The sequence below is a fragment of the Spirosoma arboris genome (assembly GCF_009754945.1).
GTDB classification, from domain to species: Bacteria; Bacteroidota; Bacteroidia; order Cytophagales; family Spirosomataceae; genus Spirosoma; species Spirosoma arboris.
Map to the genome: position 1 here is coordinate 505,688 of NZ_WPIN01000002.1, position 23,901 is coordinate 529,588.

Below are 23,901 nucleotides of genomic sequence, written 5' to 3' on the forward strand. Positions count from 1 at the left end.
GGCGTCTCTTCTGTTCATAGGTTTAAAGCAAATTAGACTTTCAAATAGAACGATATAAGGAATTACAAATGTATAACAATCGAGGAATGGATTGTCTAATTTGGAGATGCAGTTTTAAATGAACAACTATAAATTAGAACGATCCTAATCAACTAGAACGAGCAAGCGGTTTGAAACCGAACTTACGATTCCAAACCGCCTGTTTATGAATACTATACACTAAGACAAAGGCTTAATAAGTTTTTGCCGATCAAACCATTTTTAGCTCCTGTACTGCCAGCCAGCTCATCAAGCCAGCGCCCGTTTCTAAAGCCGACTCATCAATATCAAACGTTGGCGTATGGACGCCCGAGATAATGCCACGCTCTTCATTGCGGGTGCCAAGTCGGTAAAAACAAGAATCTACTACCTGCGAGTAAAACGCGAAATCTTCGCCAGCCATCCACAAATCAAGATCAACCACGTTTTCGGCACCCATGTACTCGACTGCCTGCGACCGAACGCGTCGGGTTAATTCGGGATGATTTTTCAGGTACGGGTAGCCATGAACAATCGTGAACTCGCACGAACCACCCATAGCTTCAGCAATGCCTTCGGCTAATTTAACCATGCGCTTTTTACCTTCTTCACGCCATTCTTCGTTCATACACCGAAAAGTCCCCTGAATGGTAACTTCGTTTGGAATGACATTAGTAACGCCGTCGGCGATGAACCGGCCAAATGACAGCACCGACGGGCTGGCGGGTGGACGATTACGACTGATAACTTGCTGTAGTGCAACAATAATGTGCGACGCAATCAGGACAGGGTCAATGAGATTGTCGGGCATAGCTGCGTGGCCACCTTTACCTCGAACGGTTAGGTACAACTCATCGGTGCTGGCCATGTACATACCTTCGCGAAATCCAATTTTGCCCACCGGAATATTAGGTGCAACATGTTGCCCAATCATACTGGCAGGAGTTGGATTTTCGAGAACACCTTCCTTAATCATGAGTGAAGCCCCTCCAGGCGCTTTCTCTTCGCCCGGTTGGAATACTAATTTTACCGTTCCATCGAACTGATCGCGTAACACGTGCAGAATTCGGGCAACACCCAATAGGCTGGCCGTATGCACATCGTGTCCACAGGCATGCATGACCCCATCAACGGTCGATTTATACGGAACATCATTAGCTTCGTGAATAGGCAATGCGTCCATGTCAGCCCGCAAAGCCACCACTCGCGAGCCAGCAGAATGGCTGTTTCGCCCTTCAATAATGGCTACTAACCCTGTATCGGCAACACCTTCCTGTGGGGTTATACCAATCGCTTTCAGTTGATCGGCCACGAAGCGAGCAGTATTTCGCTCCTGAAACGAGAGTTCGGGGTGGGCATGCAAATGTCGGCGGGTCTTGATAAGGTCGGCCGCGTATTGATGGGCGAGAGATTTGATTGAGTCGAGCATAAGAGTCTGGGCCAAGCTCTTGCTTAGCCCGTTAAATTTATCACAGGCCAAGCAGGAGCCTGGCCCAGACATTACTGTGCTGTTATAAATTGATAATCATTGATAACGGTAAGCAGAAATTCCCGGTTTCCAATATCGCTACGAATTCCGGTCACTTCCTTTATTTTATTGGCAGTACGCATCAATGCTTGTTCATCACCTATCCGAACCACATTACGTACTACATTAATATCACGATCAGAAAGCAATCGAACATCGGGAAACTGAACAGCATAATTTTCAACCAGAGGGCGCATAATTACCTCATCTAGCGTGACAGCAGGTTTAAGCCGGACAACAGTCGTACCTGCTGCAATATCCCCTAATCGTTGTCCCTTTCCGTTAGCGGCCACTGTGATAATCGGGACAATGCCGCCCAAAAATGCAGCAGACTCTACGATTCGTAACAACCAGCGAATAAGGTAAGCGCCCAGACTGGGCGGTGATCCATCGAGCATAACCACCCGAATTTTCATGGCTATTTTGCCAAGACTTCGCCCATTAAGCAGCCATTCGCTGACCAAATCATAGACAATCACGGGAAAAAAGACCAAAATGGTATAAAAGCTATTGGTACGAAAACCCAGTGAATTTGGTAAAGCAAACGTTAGCAGAATCCAGCCAAAAATGATGACATAATCAATTAAGGCTGCCAGAATTCGTTCGCCAATGCTGGCGGGTTCATATTCCAACAGAACGTTTTGGGAAGTGCGGATTGCAACAGACATACACTAGTTGTCAGTCAAAAAGTAGTGGCCAAAGGCCAAAAGTCGTAAGTTAGCCCATTCAGTCAAAAACTTTTTACGTAAAACATGATTATGGCTTGGTTACACTCCCTAACTTAGCTAACCGACCTCAGCATACTGACGACTTATATGCGTGAAGCTCTTTTCGTTAAACGCAACACCGACAAGTGGCGCGATATAGAACAGAACCCAACAAACGATCCTGATGAACTGACAGATCGATTTGTGGAGCTAACCGACGATTTGTCGTACGCCCGAACGTTCTATCCCGACTCAAAAGTAACGCGTTACCTCAATGGGTTAGCCGGACAAATGCACCGGGGACTGATGCAGAATCGACGGGACGAACGTAGTCGTTTCCTTACTTTCTGGAAATATGAATTGCCGCTTTTGTTTCGGCAATCGCATAAAATGTTGGCGTTGTCGGCGGGTATCTTTTTAGTAGCCTGCATCCTCGGCTGGATATCTGCGGCTCACGACAACACCTTTGTGCGGCTGATTCTGGGCGATCAGTACGTGAACATGACCCTCGAAAATATCAAGAAAGGCGATCCATTGGGTGTTTATGACAGCAGCGACCAGGCCAGTATGTTCGTACAGATTACCCTGAACAACATCTACGTAGCTTTCCGAACGTTTGTATTTGGGCTATTTGCGTCCTTTGGCACCATGGCGATGCTATTCTATAATGGCGTAATGCTGGGCTCTTTCCAGTATTTTTTCTACGAGCGTGGGCTTTTACTCGACTCAGTCCTGAAAATCTGGATTCATGGTACGCTCGAAATTTCGGCCATTGTCATTGCCGGTTGCGCGGGTCTGACAGTAGGTAACAGCTTGCTCTTTCCAGGTACTTACTCCCGATTAGAATCCTTCAAACGAGGCAGTAAACAGGGGCTAAAAATTGCCATTGGTCTGGTACCGATTTTCATTACGGCCGGGTTTCTGGAAAGTTTTATTACGCGAATGACGCTACCACCCGTAGTTAGTGGCAGCATTATTCTGATTTCAGCCACCTTCATTGGCTGGTACTTTATTTTCTACCCAATTCAACTAAACCGTAGACGTCAACCATGATTCAACTCTTTCAACAACGTGACTTTGGCGATAAAATCAACGTTACGTTTCAATACATCACCCAGAATTTTCGCAGCCTAAGCTTAGCCTTAGTTTATATTGTTGGCCCAGTAGCTTTGCTGGCAGGCATTGCAACGGGCGTGTTCCAATCGAACATGCTTAATCTGGGGGAAATGGCAAAAAAAGGCGACATTGATTCAGATAGCCCCTTTGGTGCCGGCTATGCGCTGGCGTTAAGCTTCTTTTCTCCGGCTTTCTGGTTTACCATGATCTTCACACTGCTGGCGATTCTGGTGGTAAGTCTGGTGACCTATGCGCACATGAAAGTGTATGCTCGTAAAACGGGACAGATTGCCCTAAGCCAATCGCAACCCGTTGACATTAGTGTTACGGAAGTTTGGGAAGAAATGCAGCCACTTATTGGCCGGGGTATTATTATCAGTGTGTTGAGTTCGATCATCGCCTTTGTTGCCACGTTGTTTTTTGTCATTCCAGGAGTTTATGTCGGTATTGTATTATCGCTTGGGCTGGTAGTAACTACGTTTGAAGGAACTGATTTTGGTCAAACCTGGAACCGATGCTTCGTGCTTATTCGGGATAAATGGTGGTCAACCTTGGGGATAATCGTCGTCATGGGAATAATCTCAGGGGTTATTGGCTTAATCTTTACGTTACCTGCCGGAATTCTTAGTTTCTTAATTACAGCAAAATTGCTGCCCGACATGGCGGGATTCTGGCTTATTTTAGGCAATGTAGTGGCTACAGTGGGCAGTACACTTTTGCGGACTATAATTTACGTGGCACTTGGTTTTCAATACACAAACTTGATTGAGCGACAGGAAGGCCGGGGCCTACAGTCGGCCATTGACTCAATTGGAACGATTCCAACCCAACCTCGTGCATCGGATGAAGGAACGTTTTGAGTTACGGTTTACGGTTTACGATTTACAAGTCGGTCGGTTGCGTTGTCTGATCTGTTGGTTGTGTCTTTCGCTAGCCACATCACCAGTGGCTTTTTCTCAACCGAAAAAGCCAATTCCTCCAGTTTCCGTCCGCGACGATCGTGCTCCTATGCAGGTACGCTACCCGAAAGCGGATCACCTGCGTGATCTCCAAGCCGATCGCGATTATCAATATGGCCGCGATGTACCGCCACCTGAAAATCCGATAGCTCGCTTTTTTCAATGGCTATTTAGCAAATTCGGAGAGTTTTTGCGTAGTCCTGCGTACCAGAACGTCTGGCAATATGTTATTCTGGCAGCTGTTGCCGGATTGGTAATTTACCTACTCATGAAGGCTGAGGTGATGAAGTTTCTGTTTCCCAAGAGCGCCCAATCGAGCGGCCTTGACTATGAAAACCTGGCTGAAAACATCCACGAAATTGATTTCGATACCGCTGTTGAGGAAGCAGTTACCAGGCGAAATTTCCGGTTAGCCACTCGTCTCCTTTATCTGCAAACTCTCAAACGATTAACCGATGCAGGCCGGATTACGTACAAGCCCGACAAAACGAATCGGCAGTATGTATATGAACTGGCTAATTCGCCTTTACAGGTTGATTTTGAGACGCTCACTCGCCAATTTGAATTTATCTGGTACGGCGATTTTCCGGTAGATGAATCCCGATTCGGGCAGCTTCGTCAACAATTTCGACAGTTTAATCAGCCAGTTACCCATCAGGCATAAACAAAAAAATCACTTTGCCGAAGCCGAATAAATACCTCCTGATCCTGCTAGCAACCGTAACGGCATATGTGCTCTTTGAGTATTACCGCCCGAAGCCGATTGACTGGAAGTCGACGTATCAGAACGACGACAAAATTCCGTTCGGAACGCAGGCTTTGTTCGAGTTACTGCCCGATGCCATGCCGCAGTCGGCCATTAAAACAATTCGCTTACCAATCTATAATTTTCTGGGTGAGACAAAATTGTCTGCGCTCAGTAATTACCTGTTTATCAATGAGGACTTTAAGGCTGATAGTATTGAGCAAAGTCAACTTCTATCGTATGTTAAGCGAGGTAATACGATATTCATTTCTGCCTACAATCTACCCGATTCACTCTGTACTAAACTAGGGTTCAAAGCAGAAGTAAAGCCAAATAATAAAGCCGATACAACCCTGCGTCAGAACTTCGTTAATCCGCAGTTGAGCAAAGCCAAAGGCTATAATTTCTTTCACGATGACGGGCGCAACTACCTGACTATCAAAAAACCTCAGAACATTACCGTACTAGGTCGTAACGCTCGAAAAGAACCTGTTTTCATTCGTGTACAGTATGGGAAAGGTCAGTTTTTTATCCAGAACCTACCGCTGGCCTTTACAAACTACTACGTGCTGGACACCAAAACGTCAGACTATGCCTTTAAAGCGCTTTCTTATTTGCCAGTCCGACCTACGTATTGGGATGAATACCAGAAGCAGGGACGATTTGATGAAGACCAGCAATCTATTTTCCGCTATGTTCGTTCACAACCGGCGCTGAACTGGGCTTATTATCTGATCGTTTTTGGCTTGATTTTCTATACCATCTTTGCCGGGAAGCGTACACAACGGATCATCCCGATTATCGAAGCGCCTAAAAATACATCGCTGGATTTTGTAAAAACCGTTGGGCGAATGTATTTTCAACAGAGTGACCACGATAACCTCGCCCGGAAGAAAATCCAGTACTTTCTGGCCGACCTCCGCGAACGGTATGGGATAAACACAACTGTTTTAGACAAAGAATTTACCGAAATCTTATCCCGAAAAAGTGGCGCATCAATGGATGAAACAGCAGACTTAGTACGGCTTTTACGCGATGCGCAACGCAGTATTTCACTCTCAGAATTTGATTTGCTGACCTTAAATCGGGCAATGGAAAAATTTAAACAAACTATCTGACCGCGCGGGCGGCCCCGCCGGGATTTTTGTGATTTTGCTGACCAACTATGATTTCATCATTAAGCTTTCTTCGAAAGCAAAATGTAATCATTGAAAATCATAGTCGGTCAGCAAAATCACAAAAATCCCGGTTCAGACATCTTTTATGGATTCATTCGAAACTCGTTTAGACCTTACGTCCCTCACCACTGCAGTAGAGGCTATCCGCACTGAAGTTGGCAAAGTCATCATCGGGCAACACCAAACCGTCGATTTACTATTGACGGCCCTACTCGCTGATGGACACGTACTCATTGAAGGTGTACCGGGCGTGGCAAAGACATTGACGGCGAAATTACTGGCGAAAACCATGTCGGTTGGATTTAGCCGGATTCAGTTTACGCCGGATTTAATGCCCTCCGATGTTCTGGGAACGTCAGTTTTCATACCCAAAACGGGCGATTTCTCGTTCCGACAAGGGCCTATCTTCTCTAATCTTGTTTTGATTGATGAGATCAACCGTGCTCCGGCCAAAACACAGGCTGCTCTTTTTGAGGTAATGGAAGAGCGTCAGGTGACGAATGATGGCACAACGTACTCACTTGATGAGCCGTTTATGGTGCTGGCTACCCAAAACCCCATTGAACAGGAAGGTACTTATCGACTACCCGAAGCACAGCTAGACCGCTTTCTGTTCAAAATCGTTGTGGGTTATCCAACCACAATCGAAGAAGTAGATATTCTACGAGGCCATCACCAACGCCGGAACTTGGCCGATGCCCTCGAAGCAGTTAGCGCTGTTCTGACAGCCGATCAGTTGGCGACTTTGCGCAATCAGGTGCATCAGGTGCATGTAGAAGACAAGCTATTCGATTACATCGCTCAGATTGTACAGGCTACTCGCGCAAACAAATCGCTGTATTTGGGTGCATCACCCCGAGCATCGGTAGCCTTGTTAAATAGCGCAAAGGCCTTGGCTACACTTCGAGGCCGTGATTTCATCACGCCCGAAGATGTACAGGAACTGGCGGCTCCCGTATTGCGCCATCGTGTCCTGTTAACGCCTGAGCGCGAGATGGAAGGCGGCACAGCCGATGACGTTGTGGCACAATTGGTGCAAAAAATTGAAGTACCGAGGTAAAGGAAATGGACAATGGATAATGAATACGGCAGGTAGCAAATTCATTAAAAGCTTTTTTGTTAAAAGCTTTCAGTTAGACAGATGTTGGCGTTGTAGCTTTCATTGTGCATTATTTATTCTCCACTATTCACTTCTTTTTGCGCAGACGCCCACTCGGGAGCAATTAGTTGGTACCTGGGTTGGCGTACATACAGAATGGGATCTCGACTTCGCCTGCGCCCTACCTGTTTACATTCAGTTAGATGCGGATAGCACTTATCACCTCGGCATGATTGATGGTTCTGCTACCCGGCAAACATCAACTTGGGCTATTCATGGAGAATCGGTACGTTTAGATACTATTCATTACGCGCCCAAGCTTATTACGTTAAAGAACGATTTGCTGCGAATCGGGACAAACTACCCAATGGTTTTTCACCGATTTAACGATATATCGCTCGATTCGGCAACTGTATATCACCAGTTAAATGGACGCGTCTGGCAATCTGACAGTTTGACCCTTTCGCTCTTCGCCAACGGTCAGGCAAGTTTAGAAAATACGGTAACCAAGCAGCGGACAGCCCATTTCTGGCAACTGACTCTGTTTGGAAAATCTATATTTCTACTTATCCGAGGCAATCAACATAATCGTGGTAGCGGCTACAAGGCACTCTGGCAAATTAGTAACGTATCATCTAAACAGATGCAGGCTATTGGGTGGAATGGCTGCACAGTGGCCGCTGAACCATTTCGATTCGTCAAAAATCTATCGCCAAGCGATTCATGTAGACCCAGTGGTTTTCAGACCTGCGACAACTGTTTCCGACAGATATGGGCTGAATATCCGCTTACTCGTGGGCAGAAACGGTACGATATTGTCCAGTTGTTCGCTAAATATTATCAGTCTGTTAGTCAAACAGGGGAATCGGGCCTGGTTCGAGTTCAGTTTGTAGTAAACTGCGAAGGTGAAACAGGTTTGATTGACATAAACGGCTTCGATGAGGATTATTGTCCAAGGCAATTTAACGCACGAATCACCAGCCAATTATTGACTATTTGTCGTGAACACATCGCCACTGATCAATCGATTCGTCAAGTAGACACAGCTAGTGACCTATTCCGGGATGTTTCCATTTCACTTGCGTTTCGGCTTAAAGATGGACGCATAACGGAGATATTGCCATGAAACGACTTAACCTCATCTGTCTTCTTTTGCCACTATCTGTGTCTGCTCAGGATAGCGAACGCATCTTAAAGCACTGCGCTTCGATGCTGGCTGCGAACAGATCAGCACAATCACGATTCTTTTTTGGTGATAAACAGAGGTTTCGTTCGGATACGCAGTCAGCGAATGCTCAGAACTTTCGCCAGAAAGCGTTTAATTATGTGTGGTCAAAAGAATATGAACAAGCGGCAGTATGGCTGGAGAAAACGACAGCGGTGTCACCAAAAGAACATGGTATAGTTGGCGAATTCTATCTGGCTCAATTTAGGGACTATCCGCGCGCGCTCACTCATTTCAATGCATATGATGCGCTGACGCCTAATTTTGACGATATAGTTGGCTACAATCCGGTAAGTTATATGCGGGGACTCACCTATCGAAGTATGGGCAACTATGAGAAGTCCATTGAGCAGTTCTCAATAGCTATCGACCCACTGGCCGCTAAGCATGGAGACGAATGGGTTAACTACCGGCACTTTGTCAGTCGGGCAGTAAGTTATATTGCGACTCAACAGCCCGAAAAAGCCTTGATAGATCTCGAAAAGGCTGGCAAAAATTTTAAACGGAGCGCTCTTGTACAATACCATCGGGGGCGTGCCCTACTCTTATTAAATCGAACTACCGAAGCCCGAACGGCCTTTCAGGATGCCTCGTTTTTCTTCAAAGCTCTCCGAGCCGAACGTACGGGCGACTATCAGGAAGATGATTTCAATCCCGTCTACGAACTAGAAATTGACGAGACGCTAGCACACTTAAAAACCTTAAATCGTTGATCTCTTTTCGCTCTCTTTTCGTTGCTTCCCGCCTTTGGTTTAGCCTGATCATCCTTGTACTCTTGTTCGTGGCTGCTTATGCTTTTCCACTCCTATTTCCGTTGGTGAAAGTGGTTTTTGCCGTTTTTATGGTACTAATTGGGCTGGATTTCTGGCTGCTATTTTTTTCTAAAAGCCAACCTGCCGGATTAGCTTTCTTCGCCCGTCGTGAGGTGCCCGAACGGTTATCAAATGGCGATGAAAACCCACTCACGATTTATCTGGAAAATCGCTATTCGTTTCGAACCGATGTAGAAGTTGTTGATGAAATTCCGTTTCAGTTTCAACGTCGTGACGTACTATTCCGCGCTCGACTAAACCCACGTGAAACTCAGGCAATCCGCTATGAACTTCGCCCCACGCGCCGGGGAGAATACAACTTTGGAGCCGTAAACGTCTTCGTATTGTCACAGTTGGGTTTATTAAAACGGCGTTATCAGTTTGAACAGGGCAAAATGGTAGCTGTTTACCCCTCGTTTTTACAAATGCGCCAATTCGAGCTTCTGGCAGCAACTAATCGCCTGACCGAAGTGGGTGTAAAGCGAATCCGACGCATTGGCCACAGTATGGAATTTGAGCAGGTTCGCCCCTACTCCACAGGCGACGATGTGCGGACAATTAACTGGAAAGCAACGTCTCGCCGAAGTGATTCGCAGGGAGCTTCTTTGATGATCAATGCTTTTCAGGACGAACGCTCGCAACCCGTCTATTGCCTGATTGATAAGGGCCGCGTAATGCAGTCGCCGTTTGAAGGGTTAACTCTGCTTGATTATGCTATTAACGCCAGTCTGGTATTAAGCAACATAGCCCTAATGAAACAGGATCGTGCAGGCGTGTTGACCTTCTCGGACCACATTGGTCAACTGCTCCCAGCCGTGCGTCGTACAGGGCAAATGCTGAAGATTCTGGAGTTACTCTATCGTCAGAAAACGCGCTTTCTGGAATCAGATTACGAGAGTCTGTATGCCAGTGTACGCGCTCATATCCGTCAACGGAGTTTGTTGCTGCTATTCACGAATTTTGAAACGATGAGTGGCATGCAACGACAGTTGCCCTATCTCCGTCGACTAGCTAAAGACCATCTACTACTGGTAATTTTCTTCGAAAACACCGAACTACGTGCCTTAATCGATCAGCCTGCAACTGACACCGAACACATTTACATGAAAACTATTGGGGAGAAATTCTCCTTCGAGAAAAGGCAGATTGTAAAGGAATTAGGCCAATATGGTATTCAGACAATATTGACGGCTCCGCAAAATCTGACAGCTAACACGGTCAATAAATACCTGGAATTGAAATCCAGAGGCATGATTTAGTTTTTTGTCATGCTGACGGAGGAAGCATCTTAAGATTCTCTTATTCAAACATTAGGATAATATAAGATGCTTCCTTCGTCAGCATGACAAAAAAAATACTAATTATCCCCCAAACCACCCTTCACTGATTCATAATTAGACTTAAGTCGTCCCATTTCCTTGGCCAGAAAGGTTTGCAGTTGACGATTGAACTCTTCCTTTTCATCATCTGGCAATGAAGCATACAACGCTTTCAATTCTTCATTGATAGCTGCTCGTTCGGCATCGTCGGCCGCGTTGATGGAGCGATAATGGTATTTTCGAAAATCGTATTCCATGAATCTGTCTACAAAAAGACTGGACGTTAGTCATCGGATACGTAAATCCAACACCTAACGTCCAGTAGTATTATAACTTATAATTTACGAATTCATCAGTTCGCGTTGCGCTTTTAACCGTGCCTTCTCGATTCGGCCCGATACGATGATACTGACTTCATACAACATTGCCAGTGGTAAGGCAACCAGAACCTGACTATAAATATCTGGCGAAGGTGTAATGATACCGGCAACGACCAGAATAACAATCCAGGCATGTTTGCGATATTCCCGCATAAATTTTGGAGTCAGGACACCTACTTTCGATAACACATAGGCAATCATTGGCATCTGAAAGATCAGCGCACAGCCTAATGAAAGCGTAACCAGAATGCCAATGTAAGACGTTATATCAAACTGATTCTTGATCTCGGGGGTAATTTGGTAGTTCGCTAAGAAGTTGATTGCCAGTGGCGATACAATAAAATAGCCGAAGAACAAGCCGAGTAAAAATAGCAGCGACACAAAGAACACCGCTCCACGAGCAGCCTCTTTTTCGACATTACGCAAACCTGGCTTGATGAACCGCCATAATTCCCAGAACGCATAGGGAAAGGCAAAACAAAGCCCGATAATGGCCGATGAGGTCAATGCCATCGTAAACTGATCGGATACGCCCAGCGCCTGCAACTCGAAATTGAGTTTGGTAACACACAAATCGGTATAGCCAGAAATTTCTGACAGTTTACACATCATGCGATACGTCCAGAAATCAGGGTTTTTGGGGCCCATAATCACGATCCGGAATATATCTTCGATATACACGAATGCAATTAGAGCAAACACAAAAATAGATCCAACGGCGCGGATAATGTGCCAGCGTAGTTCTTCCAGATGATCCAAAAAGGACATTTCTTTGCCTTCTTCGGATTCGATCTCTTCGTCAGTCAGTTGGTCGAGTGGCATTTTTTTAAAGAGTGAAAGAGTAAAAGAGTGAAAGAAGATAAGAAAAGTTAACGCGAGTTTTCAATCGCTCTTTCACTCTTTCGCTTTTTAATAGTTAACTTTTATAGAGCGGAAATGCTTTCATCCACTCATTGATTTCTTCTTTAACGGTCGAGAGCACGCTTTCGTTATCGTGGTTCATCAGTACCTTATCGATATATACGACAATTTGCTCCATATCCGATTCTTTCAGTCCGCGTGTAGTCATAGCTGCCGTTCCAACCCGCATACCCGAAGTCACCATCGGCGATTTATCGTCGAATGGAACCATGTTTTTATTGATCGTAATGTCAGCTTTAATCAGCGTGTTTTCAGCTAATTTACCTGTTAAACCTTTCGAACGCAAGTCGATCAACATCAAGTGGTTATCGGTGCCCCCCGAGATAATCTTGTAACCAAGGTTCACGAATGAATTGGCCATCGCCTGTGCATTGGCTTTCACCTGAACGGCATAATCGTAGAAATCATCACTCAGGGCTTCACCAAAAGCAACCGCTTTAGCCGCAATAATATGCTCAAGCGGTCCACCTTGCGTACCTGGGAACACGCCCGAATCCAGTAATGAAGACATCAAACGAGTTTCACCTTTTGGCGTTTTGATACCATATGGGTTCTCGAAATCATTTCGCATCATGATGATACCACCCCGTGTACCGCGCAGCGTTTTGTGCGTAGTCGTCGTTACAATATGTGCATGAGCAAGTGGGTCATTCAATAAACCTTTGGCAATCAGACCTGCGGGGTGCGATACGTCGGCTAGAAGCAGGGCACCTACTTCATCGGCAATGGCACGAAGCCGGGCGTAATCCCAATCGCGACTATAAGCAGAAGCTCCACAGATAAGCACTTTAGGACGCTCACGTTTGGCTGTTTCTTCAACAACGTCATAATTGATAACGCCCGTTTCCTGCTCAACGCCATAAAACGTCGGACGGAAATATTTACCCGAAATATTTACTGGCGAACCGTGTGTCAGGTGACCACCATGCGAAAGATTAAAGCCAAGAATGGTATCGCCAGGTTGTAGACAGGCCAGGAATACTGCCGTGTTAGCATTGGCACCCGAGTGCGGCTGAACGTTTACCCAAGTTGCCCCAAAGAGTTCTTTAGCCCGATCAATCGCGATTTGCTCAACCTGGTCAACTACTTCACAACCGCCATAATACCGTTTGCCGGGCAGGCCTTCAGCATATTTATTGGTCAGAACGCTTCCAGCGGCTTCCATCACGGCAGGCGACACAAAATTTTCAGAAGCAATCAGTTCGATACCCGACTCCTGCCGGTGTTGTTCTTTAGCAATCAGGTCAAACACCTGCGAATCGCGGGCGGTATTGGTGACGGTCGTCATCAGTATGAACGGTTTATTTGATTGATTGTCTGTTTGGTTAATAAAACCTTAGCCAACAAACGGGCAGAAAACCAAACATCTATTTCATGACAAAGGTACAGTAGAAAAGCGTAGGATAGAATGGCGATTTTCAGGACAATTTCTGCAAAAATCCAGGGACTTCATGGCCTGCAGTAACAGTATTAACTCTCAGTAGTTATTAAACCTTCGTAAGACAGGATAATCTTACAGAAAAGGCACAGATCGCCAGCATGACTAGTTTATGTTGGCGCGCATGCCTGATTTTAATGAACACATAATTAACGGTATGAAAATCATGAAAAGTCAAGCCAAAGCATGGGTACTAGCGGGATTGCTACTACCTGCCTTCATTTTGGGATGTACTGCAACGACTACTGTCCAAGGTCCTCCCCCCACACGTGTTGAAGTAATTCCTGCTGCTCCATCGGCCCGGCATGTCTGGATTCCAGGACATTATATACGTCGGGGACGTAATTATGTATGGGTTAACGGATTTTATAGAGTTGCGCCTGCCCGTTATAACGCCTGGGCACCTGGTCATTGGCAACAAACTCGTCGAGGACAAGTTTGGGTTGACGGCCACTGGCAGTAAGGGTTAACGTAGTGCCGCTGGGGACGGGCGGCACTACGTTAACCCTTACCCTTCGCCACTGCCTGATACTGAAAAGGTGTCATTCCCGTATTAAGCTTGAACTGTCGGTGAAAATGTGAACTGTTATTATAGCCACACTCCAACCCGATTTGCCCAATACTAATATCGACGTTTACTAACAGTTTGCGAGCATGCCCAATTCGCAACTCATTGAGGTATTCGACAAATGTTTTTCGGGTGCGGTTTTTGAAATATCGGCAAAAGGCTGCTGGGGCCATGCCCGCCACAGATGCGATCTGTTCGATCCGAATTTCATCCCGAAAATTGAGTAACATAAACTCCAGTACTCGCTTCATTCGCTCAGTTTCGGCAGCACCGGGTGCTAATTGATAACTGTCGCTGGCTAATAGCTGAGCCTCCTGATCGGCAGCTAGCTGGTTTAAAATCGCCAGCAAACTCAACACTTGCGCCAATCCGGTTTGCTCGGTCAATTGAACCATTGGCAAAGCTACCGACTGACTAATCGCTGAACTGAAACGCAAACCATAACGTGCACGATGAAGCAACTGGCGAACAGCATCTGCTTCGGGTAAAGCCGCCAGCAATCGCTCATCAAAAGAGGCCGGGAACTGCACCACCACAGACTCCGCCCATAAACCCGGCTTGGCCTGATAAAATTCCTCATCATTCCGCCAGAAATGCGGCAAATCCGGCCCGAGCAATACTAAATCACCCGCCTGAAATGGCTCAACATGGTCTCCCACAAAGCGTCGACCGTAGCTATTAGCAATATAAGTTAGCTCGTATTCTGGATGGTAATGCCAGGGCGCATCGAAGTACGGCAACTGAAATCGCCTGATTAGTACCGAACTCTGGTCGCTAATCATTATTTTCTCGAAAAGAGCTTTCACAGGTTGCGCTATTTTAACCCACCTTATTATTATATAGACAATACCGGATCAAAATTAGACACAAATCTGCAAAAACTCTATTCTAAACCTTTAATAATACTACTTAGTTTTGTCTTGTTAGATTATTCCTAAACCTACTCTATCGAACGGGGCAATTGCACAAAGCCGTACTGTCAACTACTATAGTACGGCTTTGTGCGAGAGTCCTTTATTATTCTCCACAACTCATTAACAAATGGAAACTACGATTGATAAAACAACGCTACTCAACGAACTGGACGCTTATTACATAGTTAGCCCAGAAGCAATCGCATTTTACCGTCAGAACGGCTATGTAAAACTCAAGCACGTACTGAGTCCAGAGGTATTAGCTTATTATGGCGATATTCTCACCGATCTGGTTTTCCGACTCAATACGCTCATAAAACCTATGGAGGAGCGTACTACGTATGAGCGGGCGTTTCTGCAAATCATGAATCTCTGGCGGGAAGATGAGCAGGCTAAAGAGTTTGTTTTCTCGAAGCGTCTAGCCAAAATCGCGACTGATCTGATGGGCGTAGAAGGCGTTCGATTGTATCACGATCAGGCATTATACAAAGAGCCATCGGGAGGCATTACACCCTGGCACGCCGATCAGTTTTATTGGCCATTAGCATCACCTAACACCGTTACGGTTTGGACTCCATTGCAGGATACTCCAATGGAGATGGGGCCACTTGCCTTTGCCGAAGGAAGTCAGCATGTTGAAATTGGCCGCGACATTGAAATCAGTGATGATAGTGAAAAAATCCTGTCCGACACTTTGCAAGAACAGAACTTCAATGTTCATGATACGCCATTTGAGCTGGGAGAGGTGAGTTATCACGCAGGCTGGACGTTTCACCGCGCTGGCCCTAATGTGTCGGATCGTCCGCGTAAGGTGATGACCATGATTTACATGGACAAAGATCAGATTGTGATGCAGCCACGCAATGAATATCAGGTTGCCGATCATGCCACCTGGCTTAATAGTGTGCCTATCGGTAGCAAACCACAGAGTGAGTTAAACCCGATATTATTTAGTTATTAGTAATCAGCCAATAGTGGCGCTAGTCGTCAATTGATAGTTCGTTGTAGGTAAGCATTTTGTGTTATGCTGGCTACAACGAACTATCGATTGACGACTATTATTTTTTTATGGAAATATTTTTGCGGTATTTCTGTTGTTCCAACAAACCAACAACTTACCCAAAGCGGGATGAAATCAACTCTTACGCTTGTGGTGTGGCTATTGCTACCCCTTGCTACGTTTGCCCAGATTCTAAAACCTGTCACCTGGAGCTATAAACCAGCTAAATCAACTGCCAAAGTTGGTGAGATTATCGAGCTTCGTTTTACCGCCAATATTCAAACCGGCTACCATATCTATTCGTCAGAAGTTAATCCTAAAATTGACGGCCCTTTACCAACGGTTATCAAGCTCACACCCAATAAAAGCTTCGAGTTGATTGGGAAGGTAAAACCAGAAAGTAAGGTAGAAACCAAATATGAAGAGGTATTTGAGGGTGATACCTACCTGATGCATGGTGCAGCGCAATTCTCCCAACGTATCAAAATCCTCAGCGACAAGCCAGTTCTTGAAGGTAATGTTGATTATCAAGTCTGTACCGATAAAGATGGGCAGTGTATTCCTGGAAATGAAGACTTTACCATTACAGGGTTAACTGTTACTGCTCCAACAACTGCTACAGTCGCATTAGCCTCAACGCCAACGGCTACTTCGGTAGTTACCAAACCAACTTCCGAAACGGCCGTTGCAGCCGCTACCCCAACGCCTGCACTAACAGCCACGGAAACAGCTAAAGCCGAGGAATCCAGTGTCAAAGAGACTGTTAAAATCCAGGACTTGTCATTAGATAAGACAAAAAATGCTTCGGATGATTCGTTGGGAGGTTTTCTACTGGCCGCTTTCCTATCGGGCCTGGTTGCCTTGCTTACACCCTGTGTCTTCCCGATTATCCCAGCAACGGTTAGTTTCTTTACGAATCAGCAGGGCGGTATGTGGAAAGCCTTTTTGTATGGGGCCTTCATCATTGGTATCTACGTACTGATCGGCACGGTCGTATCGCGGTTTAACGGACCGGCTTTCGCCAACTTTGTCAGTACGCACTGGCTGCCAAACCTAATCTTCTTTGCGACTTTCTTCATTTTCGGACTTTCCTTTTTGGGCCTTTTTGAGATTGTACTGCCAAATTCGCTTATTAATAATGCAGATGCCCGCTCAGAAAAAGGTGGAATTGTAGGGATTTTCTTTATGGCCTTCACACTAGTTCTGGTGTCGTTTTCCTGCACCGGGCCAATTGTCGGTAGTTTGCTGGTGGCATCGGCAGGCGGTGAGGTTGTTAAGCCTATTTTAGGAATGGCTGCGTTTTCGTCGGCCTTCGCTGTTCCCTTTACCTTGTTTGCCGCCTTTCCACAATGGATGAAAAGTCTACCTCGCTCAGGTGGCTGGTTAAACTCGGTGAAAGTCGTTCTAGGTTTTATCGAACTGGCTCTCGCGCTCAAATTTCTGAGTATCGCCGATCAGGTTTACCACTGGCATTTACTCGACCGGGAAGTTTTTCTGGCTATCTGGATTGTCATTTTCGCTCTGGTTGGTTTTTACTTTTTAGGCAAACTTCGTCTACCACACGACAGTGAGGTTAAGTTCATTAGCGTTCAGAAACTCCTATTAGCCATTGCGACATTTTCATTTGTCGTTTATATGATTCCCGGTTTGTGGGGTGCTCCACTGAAAGCGTTATCAGGCTATCTCCCTCCCGAAACATCACAGGATTTCAACCTACACGGGCAGATTTCTACGAGTGGCCAGCAGTCAGCAAGCTTAGCCGGAAGCGGCCCAATCAGGCATGCTGATCTATTTCATCTTCCGCACGGTTTGCAGGGATTTTTCGATTACAAACAGGCATTAGCCTATTCGAAAAAAGTAAATAAGCCTGTATTTATTGATTTCACTGGTCACGGTTGTGTGAATTGCCGCGAAATGGAAGCACGAGTGTGGTCAGATCCAGCGGTATTATCTCGACTCCAGAATGATTTTGTGGTACTGGCTCTCTACGTAGACGACAAAACCGACCTCCCCGAATCTGAATGGTATACCTCAACCTACGACCAGAAGGTCAAAAAGAGTATCGGAGCGCAAAACGCCGATCTGCAAATCACCAAATACAACAACAACGCCCAGCCACATTATTGCCTTGTCAATAGCAAGGGAGAATTGCTTGTAGCACCTAAAAACTATGACCGCGATGTAGCCAATTTCGTTGCGTTCCTGGATTCAGGAAAAGCTAAATTCTAAGATAACGCGTACATCTTGTCCGCACTGTTATAGTTAAAAACTAATATTGACTTTGCGGACAAGATGTACGCGTTACACAAAAAATCCCCGCCAGGCTCTGGCGGGGATTTTTTGTTGATAGGTGCTTGAGGCTTCGATTAGGCTGCGGTTTCTGCCGGAACAGCTTGCGATTGCACCAGTTCCATATCTGGTCTCGATTGATCGGAAACCAGGACACGACCACGTTCCTTACGAACAATACGCGAAAAAAGCGATATCTCCTGATCGAACAGGAAGAGGAAAAATAGCTTTACAAACGATGTATGATATTTCAGCGACTCATAATACTCGGGAGCCGATTTCTTAATTTCTGGTAGTTTATTCCAGGGAATAGAAGGAAAATCGTGGTGCTCATTGTGGAACCCAACGTTCAGATTAGGACCATTAAGCGGGCCGTAGTAGCTGTAGGTTTCCTGTTGAGGATCAAGCGTCAGGAAATGCTCCTGAGCCCAGCGCGCACCCAGTGGATGAAGTCCAACCGAAAAGAACAGACACAGCACCATGAAAGCCAATGCTTTCCAGCCAAACAAGGTTACAATTAGCACATCAAATGTAATCTGAACAATAAAATTGGCAATTACCCATTTATCAAAAACGGCTAGCTCTTTCATCCGCAGCGTACGAATACCCTGAAAAATAGGATAGAACAATAACCAGATCGCCTTGCCAATGGCGTAATTTTTGATTAACCGAGCCTCGTACCAGTCCGGCAAATCGGCATCCAGTTCGTGAACCCCCTGAAAAGCATGGTGCTTTATATGGAAATTCTTAAACGTTAATGCCGTTGGGAATACAGTTGGGAGGTTGGCAAAAATAGCTGTCCATATATTCGCAGCGGGTTTGCGGAAAATCAGATTATGAGCCGCTTCGTGAATACAAACGAATAGCGTGTGTGCCGGGAAGGCACCAATAAACCAGGCAGCCGCAACCACAATCCACCACGATTGATCACGAACGAGCCAGGCGATACCCGTCATAAGAACTACACAAAAGGCAGCCACCCAAAACGTAGTTGGGTTCTTCTGACCAATGAGTTTCTTGATTTCGGGGTGAGCCTTCAGGATTTGCCGAGTACGAATTCGGTGTGGTTCGGTGGTAGTAGATCGAACAAAATCAGTTAACACTGCCATAAATAAGGTATTGCCAGTACAAATACAATGAATACGAATAGTAAAATTAACACATTTTCAACTGGTAACGCTATTTTTTCAGCCGAAAATTTCCTGACTTTAGTCATATATTCATCTTTAAACGAGAAAGGCGAAACTGAGTAGCTCCGCCTTTACTGATTCAGGTTGATTCAACAAAAAACATAGTATGGTGGAGTAAGTTAAGTAAGTAGAATAGGGCCGGATAACTTACTGCACCCACTCCACCACTTCACTAATAGCCAATTGGGAACGAATAGCCCAGCGAAACGGCAACCCCTCGATTTCGAACATTGACATTAACAACGGGCACTTGTATCTGCCGTGTGAAGCCCTGCGTATAGCGACCTTCGATAAAGAACTTACCTGCACCAGCATCGAACGCCAGACCCAAACCGCCAACTGCACTAACGTCCCAGCGATTCAACATGCCGCCGTAGTTAACATCGATATCGTAAGGCTGCGTTGTAAACAGACCCGAAGCGCGGGTACGAATGCGGCCATCGAGTGCATAACTCACCGCTGGGCCTGCAATCAGGTAAGGTTGAACCGGACCATCAGACAGATTAAATTTAAACAGCAAGGGCACTTCAAGTTGTTGCGATTGATAAGCAATAGTGGCACCTAGTGGTAAGTTAAATCCGCCAAGCGTAAGGTCGAATCCTTCTTTAATAGCGACTCCTTTCCGTACGTAAGCAATTTCAGGCCGAAACGAGACACGTTCACTCAATGGAATATCTAAGAAAAGGGCCGCTGTTGGGCCAATTGTCGGATGAAAATCAGGCATCATACTACCCAGAAAATCAGGTTTAGAAGCGAATCCAGCATTGGCTCCACCACGGATACCTACCTGAACCTGAGCAAAAGAAAGTTGAGTAATAAACAAGCCAAAAAAGGCAAGAACACCGGCAAGCACAATTCGTTTCATGGTATTGAAGGGAAAATAGACTAGAAAATGAGAACCTGAAATTGATTGTGTAAAGCGTCGGCAATAGGCGAAGAAGTTATTTAGTAGCGATTTCGTTTGTTAGAGGAATCGACCGCCGAAAGGATTAATCAAGCCAAAAAAAATTATGTAAACTTTCCAGAAAAAGTTGATAGCTCAGTAAGTTATTCAATAGTTATCTCTGGCAATCAGTCAGTTGTATTTTTTCTTGAAAACATTGTAGCGGTCTCGTAACTTTACCAACTACCTACGACTCTTAACCTAAAGATGAAATATATTAAGCCAACTAAGTTCAGCTACCTGCCTAAGTTCCTGATGCCGCTAGATGTGCTGGGCCTATTTGAGTGCGATCCGTTTGGTAGCTCGCTTTTAGTCAGGCGAATACTTATCGGTATTGTCGGTTGGTTGACTTATGCCCGCTACACAGTCGTGAACCGTATTCAGATTGAAGGCACTGAAAATCTGGAAAATTTACCCATCAACAACGTTCTGTTTTTATCAAATCACCAAACGTACTTCGCCGATGTCATTGCGTTTTTCCAGATCTTTTGCGCGGTAAAATGGGGCTTTCAGAATACAATTGTACCACCCGTCTACTTATTTGGTCCGCGTGCCCGACAATACTACGTAGCGGCTTCTGAGACGATGAAAAAAGGCTTTGTTCCTCGTGTTCTGTCTGCAGCCGGAGCCTTAACCATCGAACGATCGTGGCGGGCAGAAGGTCGCGAAGTACAACGGGCTGTAGATAATACGGCCAATGATAAAATTGCAAAAGCACTCGCGCACGGTTGGGTTGTCAGTTTTCCACAGGGTACAACTACCCCTTACGCACCTATTCGAAAAGGGACAGGGCATCTTTTAAAAAACAATCAGCCAATTGTTATTCCAGTGGTTATCAATGGATTTCGGCGGGCCTTCGACAAAAAAGGGCTACGATTCAAGAAGCGTAATACGTTACTGACTGTTCAGTTTAAAGCGCCACTTCACTATAGCCCTGACGATACTGTCGAGGACATCGTAGCCAAAGTCCGTCATGCCATTGAGCAAGATGCTCCCGAGTGGGCACAGGAAAAGAGTTAATTAAATCGCGGGGCGCTTCTCCTTATTCTTCATTCTTCCCCACAGCCTATAGTAGGTTACATACAACTCGTCTTTATACTAGACGTCAACAAACTCGCTAAAACTAAAAGGCGAACGACTTGTTCAGTTATCAATTTTGTCGATGCACGTTTGCTAACTGACAAGATTTCCTATTCCTAAAGACGAATTGCTATGAGACTGCATGCCGAATTAAATCCGAGCCTAAAAAGCTATCTATTCCCCGCATGTCTATTGACGCTAAGCTTACTGACCTCCAGTTGTAATCAGTCTTATAAATCCTCTTCGGGCAATGACTTTGCCCGGGTTGTTCAGGATACGAATCCACCAGTAGAGCCTTTATCACCACAGGCTAGTATTGAAAAAATCCAACTTCCGCCGGGCTATCATATTGAGCTGGTAGCCAGCGAACCCATGATTCAGGAACCAGTAGCCTTGGCCTGGGATGGAAATGGCAGACTCTACGTAGCAGAGATGAATACGTACATGACTGATGCCAGTGCTACGGGAGAATACGCACCAACAAGCCGGATCAAGCGTCTGGAAGATACCGATGGTGATGGTAAAATGGATAAGTCGACCATCTTTATTGATAGCCTCGTTCTGCCTCGTACTATTTTGCCCGTAGGCGACCAATTGCTAGTGGGCATTACCAATGTTCAACATATCTGGAGTTATCGGGATACAAACGGCGATGGGAAGGCTGATGAGAAAAAGATAGTCTTCAGAAACGATGCCATCGACTCGCGAAATCTGGAGCATCAGAATGGCGGGATGATCTGGAATCTGGACAACTGGATTTACCCAACCCGCGATAACCTTCGATATAAATACAAAAATGGCAAGCTTCAGGCCGATACGCTTGTCGATAACATGATTGGCCAATGGGGCATGACGACCGATAACTATGGTCGCTTGTTTTATTCAGAAGCCGGTCCTGGCTTACCGGCGGTACAAATTCAGCAAAACCCTGCGTATGGTGCCTTGAACTTTGCCGACCAATATTCAGAAGATTTCACGAAACCCTGGCCAATAATTGGCAATGTCGATGCACAAGGTGGTCGAGAAGCATTACGACCCGAAGACAACACGCTCAATAAATTCACGGCAGGTTGTGGCCAGTCTATTTTCCGGGGAGATCGCTTACCCGTTGATATGCAGGGTGATTATTTTATTCCAGAGCCGGTAGGGCGGATTATTAAACGCGGCAAAGTGAGTAACCGCGACGGGAAAATTTACATTGAAGACGCCTATAAACAGAAAGACTGGCTGGCATCGGCCGATATGAATTTCCGGCCAATCAATACCTATACGGGACCTGATGGTTGTTTTTACATTGTCGATATGTATCATGGCATCATTCAGGAAAGCGAGTGGACAAAGCCGGGCTCCTATTTAGGCGGGATAATTCAGCAAAAAGGATTGTACAAGAACCGGGGAATGGGCCGAATTTACCGCGTAGTGCATGATGATTTCAAGCGCGATACGCAGCGGCCCAATATGCTCAATGAGCCGAGCAGTAAATTGATAAACTATCTCGATCACCCAAATGGTTGGTGGCGCGATAATGCACAACAGTTGCTTATCATTCGGAACGATCAAACTGTTGTGCCAACACTCAAACAAATAGCCATCGGCGAAAAAGCTTCGTTATCAAAACAGCCCAGTCCGTTGGCGCGTACCCATGCTTTGTGGACGCTGGAAGGCTTAGATGCAATTGATAAATCAACGCTCTTTAAGGCATTTACGGATTCTGATGCCCAGGTTCGCAAAACCGCCGTCTGGATCAGCGAATATTATCTAAAGAGAAAAGATCCAGAAGTAATAGCGAAGCTGGCCACATTGAAAGATGACTCGAGTCCTGATGTACGATTTCAATTGGCGTTGTCGCTTCGTAGCTATAAAACGCCCCAGACACAAGCGCTTGTCAAAACGCTGTTGGCTGACAATCCAAAGAATGAGTTAATGCAGTTCTCGTTTACAACCTTTGCTGAGTCGCAGAAAATTCTTCAGGCCGAGCAGGAACGTACCCGCAACCTAAGTCCTGCCGACCGAGCTTTAGTAACCCAGGGTGCTACAATTTTCAAGCAACTATGCGCCACCTGTCACGGCCCCGATGGCAAAGGCATCACGATGGGAGGTAAACAGATGCCTGCACCTCCTCTGGTTGGTTCACCACGTGTGAAAGGTGACAAAACGCTATTAATGCAGTTACTCCTAAATGGCATGAGAGGGCCGGTCGATGGCAAGACTTACCCCGATATGATGCCCTCAATGGCAGCCAATGATGACAAATGGATTGCTTCGGTGCTGAGCTACGTACGAAACAGTAGTGAACTGGGCAATAAATCATCGGTTGTGACACCGGAAGAGGTCGCTTACACACGGGCCAATACACCTGTCATTTCAGCAGGTATGACCCAACAGGAACTGGAGATATTTAAGCTGGGTCGCGCCGAACGTACCAACTGGAGCAAATCAGACGATAAGGATAAGTCCCACAAATAGCCACTA

At 45.8% G+C, this 23,901-nt stretch carries 21 protein-coding genes; 13 read left to right on the forward strand and 8 right to left on the reverse strand.

The genetic code is table 11. The annotated features are described in order from the left end of the window. Positions 1–250: 250 nt before the first annotated feature. Both GO755_RS06050 and GO755_RS06055 read right to left on the reverse strand, forming a co-directional pair. Positions 251–1,447, reverse strand: a complete 1,197-nt coding sequence (locus tag GO755_RS06050) for a M20 metallopeptidase family protein (protein ID WP_157583828.1) — start codon at positions 1,445–1,447, stop codon at positions 251–253. Between the two features lie 71 nt (positions 1,448–1,518). Further along, on the reverse strand, positions 1,519–2,214 hold the full coding sequence (locus GO755_RS06055; RefSeq protein ID WP_157583829.1) for an RDD family protein: 696 nt from the start codon (positions 2,212–2,214) through the stop codon (positions 1,519–1,521). Positions 2,215–2,361: 147 nt separating this feature from the next. On the opposite strand from GO755_RS06055, the gene GO755_RS06060 reads away from it, so the two are divergent. The 8 genes from GO755_RS06060 to GO755_RS06095 all read left to right on the forward strand — a co-directional run bounded on the left by GO755_RS06060 (position 2,362) and on the right by GO755_RS06095 (position 10,646). Then, on the forward strand, positions 2,362–3,306 hold the full coding sequence (locus GO755_RS06060; protein WP_157583830.1) for a stage II sporulation protein M: 945 nt from the start codon (positions 2,362–2,364) through the stop codon (positions 3,304–3,306). After that, positions 3,303–4,229, forward strand: coding sequence for a hypothetical protein (locus tag GO755_RS06065; RefSeq protein WP_157583831.1), 927 nt, complete (start codon positions 3,303–3,305; stop codon positions 4,227–4,229). The genes GO755_RS06060 and GO755_RS06065 overlap by 4 nt, the downstream gene beginning before the upstream one ends. After that, complete coding sequence (locus GO755_RS06070; protein ID WP_157583832.1) at positions 4,213–4,992, forward strand: DUF4129 domain-containing protein; 780 nt, start codon at positions 4,213–4,215, stop codon at positions 4,990–4,992. The genes GO755_RS06065 and GO755_RS06070 overlap by 17 nt, the downstream gene beginning before the upstream one ends. Before the next feature lie 14 nt (positions 4,993–5,006). After that, positions 5,007–6,191, forward strand: a complete 1,185-nt coding sequence (locus GO755_RS06075; protein WP_157583833.1) for a DUF4350 domain-containing protein — start codon at positions 5,007–5,009, stop codon at positions 6,189–6,191. Between the two features lie 145 nt (positions 6,192–6,336). Continuing rightward, positions 6,337–7,311 (forward strand): AAA family ATPase, encoded by a 975-nt coding sequence (locus GO755_RS06080; RefSeq protein ID WP_157583834.1) that lies wholly within the window; start codon positions 6,337–6,339, stop codon positions 7,309–7,311. After that, complete coding sequence (locus GO755_RS06085; RefSeq protein ID WP_157583835.1) at positions 7,295–8,476, forward strand: hypothetical protein; 1,182 nt, start codon at positions 7,295–7,297, stop codon at positions 8,474–8,476. Before GO755_RS06080 ends, GO755_RS06085 begins: the two co-directional genes overlap by 17 nt. Beyond that, a complete protein-coding gene (locus GO755_RS06090; protein WP_157583836.1) occupies positions 8,473–9,288 on the forward strand; it encodes a tetratricopeptide repeat protein in 816 nt (271 codons plus the stop codon). Before GO755_RS06085 ends, GO755_RS06090 begins: the two co-directional genes overlap by 4 nt. Next, entirely contained in the window at positions 9,285–10,646 is a 1,362-nt protein-coding gene (locus GO755_RS06095) for a DUF58 domain-containing protein (protein ID WP_157583837.1), read from the forward strand. Before GO755_RS06090 ends, GO755_RS06095 begins: the two co-directional genes overlap by 4 nt. Positions 10,647–10,744: 98 nt before the next feature. Here the strand turns inward: GO755_RS06095 and GO755_RS06100 are convergent, their stop codons facing one another. From GO755_RS06100 to GO755_RS06110, 3 genes are all read right to left on the reverse strand, one after another. Further along, positions 10,745–10,963: a hypothetical protein gene (locus GO755_RS06100; protein WP_157583838.1), complete on the reverse strand. Its 219-nt coding sequence runs from the start codon at positions 10,961–10,963 to the stop codon at positions 10,745–10,747. A gap of 84 nt (positions 10,964–11,047) precedes the next feature. After that, the gene (gene tatC, locus GO755_RS06105; RefSeq protein ID WP_157583839.1) at positions 11,048–11,908 is read right to left on the reverse strand and encodes a twin-arginine translocase subunit TatC; all 861 of its coding nucleotides are present in this window, start codon (positions 11,906–11,908) and stop codon (positions 11,048–11,050) included. Between the two features lie 94 nt (positions 11,909–12,002). Then, entirely contained in the window at positions 12,003–13,295 is a 1,293-nt protein-coding gene (locus tag GO755_RS06110) for a serine hydroxymethyltransferase (RefSeq protein ID WP_157583840.1), read from the reverse strand. A gap of 316 nt (positions 13,296–13,611) precedes the next feature. Between GO755_RS06110 and GO755_RS06115 the strand changes: the two genes are divergently transcribed. After that, positions 13,612–13,908, forward strand: a complete 297-nt coding sequence (locus GO755_RS06115; RefSeq protein ID WP_198174765.1) for a YXWGXW repeat-containing protein — start codon at positions 13,612–13,614, stop codon at positions 13,906–13,908. 38 nt (positions 13,909–13,946) lie between these two features. On the opposite strand, the gene GO755_RS06120 is transcribed toward GO755_RS06115, so the two are convergent. Next, a complete protein-coding gene (locus GO755_RS06120; RefSeq protein WP_317165803.1) occupies positions 13,947–14,819 on the reverse strand; it encodes a helix-turn-helix domain-containing protein in 873 nt (290 codons plus the stop codon). Positions 14,820–15,054: 235 nt separating this feature from the next. Between GO755_RS06120 and GO755_RS06125 the strand changes: the two genes are divergently transcribed. Then, positions 15,055–15,888, forward strand: coding sequence for a phytanoyl-CoA dioxygenase family protein (locus GO755_RS06125; RefSeq protein ID WP_157583842.1), 834 nt, complete (start codon positions 15,055–15,057; stop codon positions 15,886–15,888). A 168-nt stretch (positions 15,889–16,056) separates the two neighbouring features. Next, positions 16,057–18,156: a protein-disulfide reductase DsbD family protein gene (locus GO755_RS06130; RefSeq protein ID WP_157583843.1), complete on the forward strand. Its 2,100-nt coding sequence runs from the start codon at positions 16,057–16,059 to the stop codon at positions 18,154–18,156. A gap of 137 nt (positions 18,157–18,293) precedes the next feature. Here the strand turns inward: GO755_RS06130 and GO755_RS06135 are convergent, their stop codons facing one another. Next, on the reverse strand, positions 18,294–19,325 hold the full coding sequence (locus tag GO755_RS06135; protein ID WP_157583844.1) for a fatty acid desaturase: 1,032 nt from the start codon (positions 19,323–19,325) through the stop codon (positions 18,294–18,296). A gap of 253 nt (positions 19,326–19,578) precedes the next feature. Then, on the reverse strand, positions 19,579–20,271 hold the full coding sequence (locus GO755_RS06140; RefSeq protein ID WP_157583845.1) for a porin family protein: 693 nt from the start codon (positions 20,269–20,271) through the stop codon (positions 19,579–19,581). 285 nt (positions 20,272–20,556) lie between these two features. Here GO755_RS06140 and GO755_RS06145 point away from each other — a divergent pair, with 285 nt between their 5' ends. Next, complete coding sequence (locus GO755_RS06145) at positions 20,557–21,369, forward strand: lysophospholipid acyltransferase family protein (protein ID WP_157583846.1); 813 nt, start codon at positions 20,557–20,559, stop codon at positions 21,367–21,369. Positions 21,370–21,561: 192 nt separating this feature from the next. Next, on the forward strand, positions 21,562–23,895 hold the full coding sequence (locus GO755_RS06150) for a DUF7133 domain-containing protein (protein WP_157583847.1): 2,334 nt from the start codon (positions 21,562–21,564) through the stop codon (positions 23,893–23,895). Positions 23,896–23,901 lie beyond the last annotated feature (6 nt).

Bases quoted from the DNA above. Each gene is read 5' to 3' on its own strand.
- GO755_RS06060 (WP_157583830.1), top strand. From the start codon at position 2,362: ATGCGTGAAGCTCTTTTCGTTAAACGCAACACCGACAAGTGGCGCGAT.
- tatC (WP_157583839.1), bottom strand. From the start codon at position 11,908: ATGCCACTCGACCAACTGACTGACGAAGAGATCGAATCCGAAGAAGGC.
- GO755_RS06125 (WP_157583842.1), top strand. From the start codon at position 15,055: ATGGAAACTACGATTGATAAAACAACGCTACTCAACGAACTGGACGCT.
- GO755_RS06135 (WP_157583844.1), bottom strand. From the start codon at position 19,325: ATGGCAGTGTTAACTGATTTTGTTCGATCTACTACCACCGAACCACAC.
- GO755_RS06140 (WP_157583845.1), bottom strand. From the start codon at position 20,271: ATGAAACGAATTGTGCTTGCCGGTGTTCTTGCCTTTTTTGGCTTGTTT.
- GO755_RS06065 (WP_157583831.1), top strand. From the start codon at position 3,303: ATGATTCAACTCTTTCAACAACGTGACTTTGGCGATAAAATCAACGTT.
- GO755_RS06070 (WP_157583832.1), top strand. From the start codon at position 4,213: ATGAAGGAACGTTTTGAGTTACGGTTTACGGTTTACGATTTACAAGTC.
- GO755_RS06090 (WP_157583836.1), top strand. From the start codon at position 8,473: ATGAAACGACTTAACCTCATCTGTCTTCTTTTGCCACTATCTGTGTCT.
- GO755_RS06115 (WP_198174765.1), top strand. From the start codon at position 13,612: ATGAAAAGTCAAGCCAAAGCATGGGTACTAGCGGGATTGCTACTACCT.
- GO755_RS06150 (WP_157583847.1), top strand. From the start codon at position 21,562: ATGAGACTGCATGCCGAATTAAATCCGAGCCTAAAAAGCTATCTATTC.
- GO755_RS06110 (WP_157583840.1), bottom strand. From the start codon at position 13,295: ATGACGACCGTCACCAATACCGCCCGCGATTCGCAGGTGTTTGACCTG.
- GO755_RS06080 (WP_157583834.1), top strand. From the start codon at position 6,337: ATGGATTCATTCGAAACTCGTTTAGACCTTACGTCCCTCACCACTGCA.
- GO755_RS06050 (WP_157583828.1), bottom strand. From the start codon at position 1,447: ATGCTCGACTCAATCAAATCTCTCGCCCATCAATACGCGGCCGACCTT.
- GO755_RS06100 (WP_157583838.1), bottom strand. From the start codon at position 10,963: ATGGAATACGATTTTCGAAAATACCATTATCGCTCCATCAACGCGGCC.
- GO755_RS06145 (WP_157583846.1), top strand. From the start codon at position 20,557: ATGAAATATATTAAGCCAACTAAGTTCAGCTACCTGCCTAAGTTCCTG.
- GO755_RS06055 (WP_157583829.1), bottom strand. From the start codon at position 2,214: ATGTCTGTTGCAATCCGCACTTCCCAAAACGTTCTGTTGGAATATGAA.
- GO755_RS06130 (WP_157583843.1), top strand. From the start codon at position 16,057: ATGAAATCAACTCTTACGCTTGTGGTGTGGCTATTGCTACCCCTTGCT.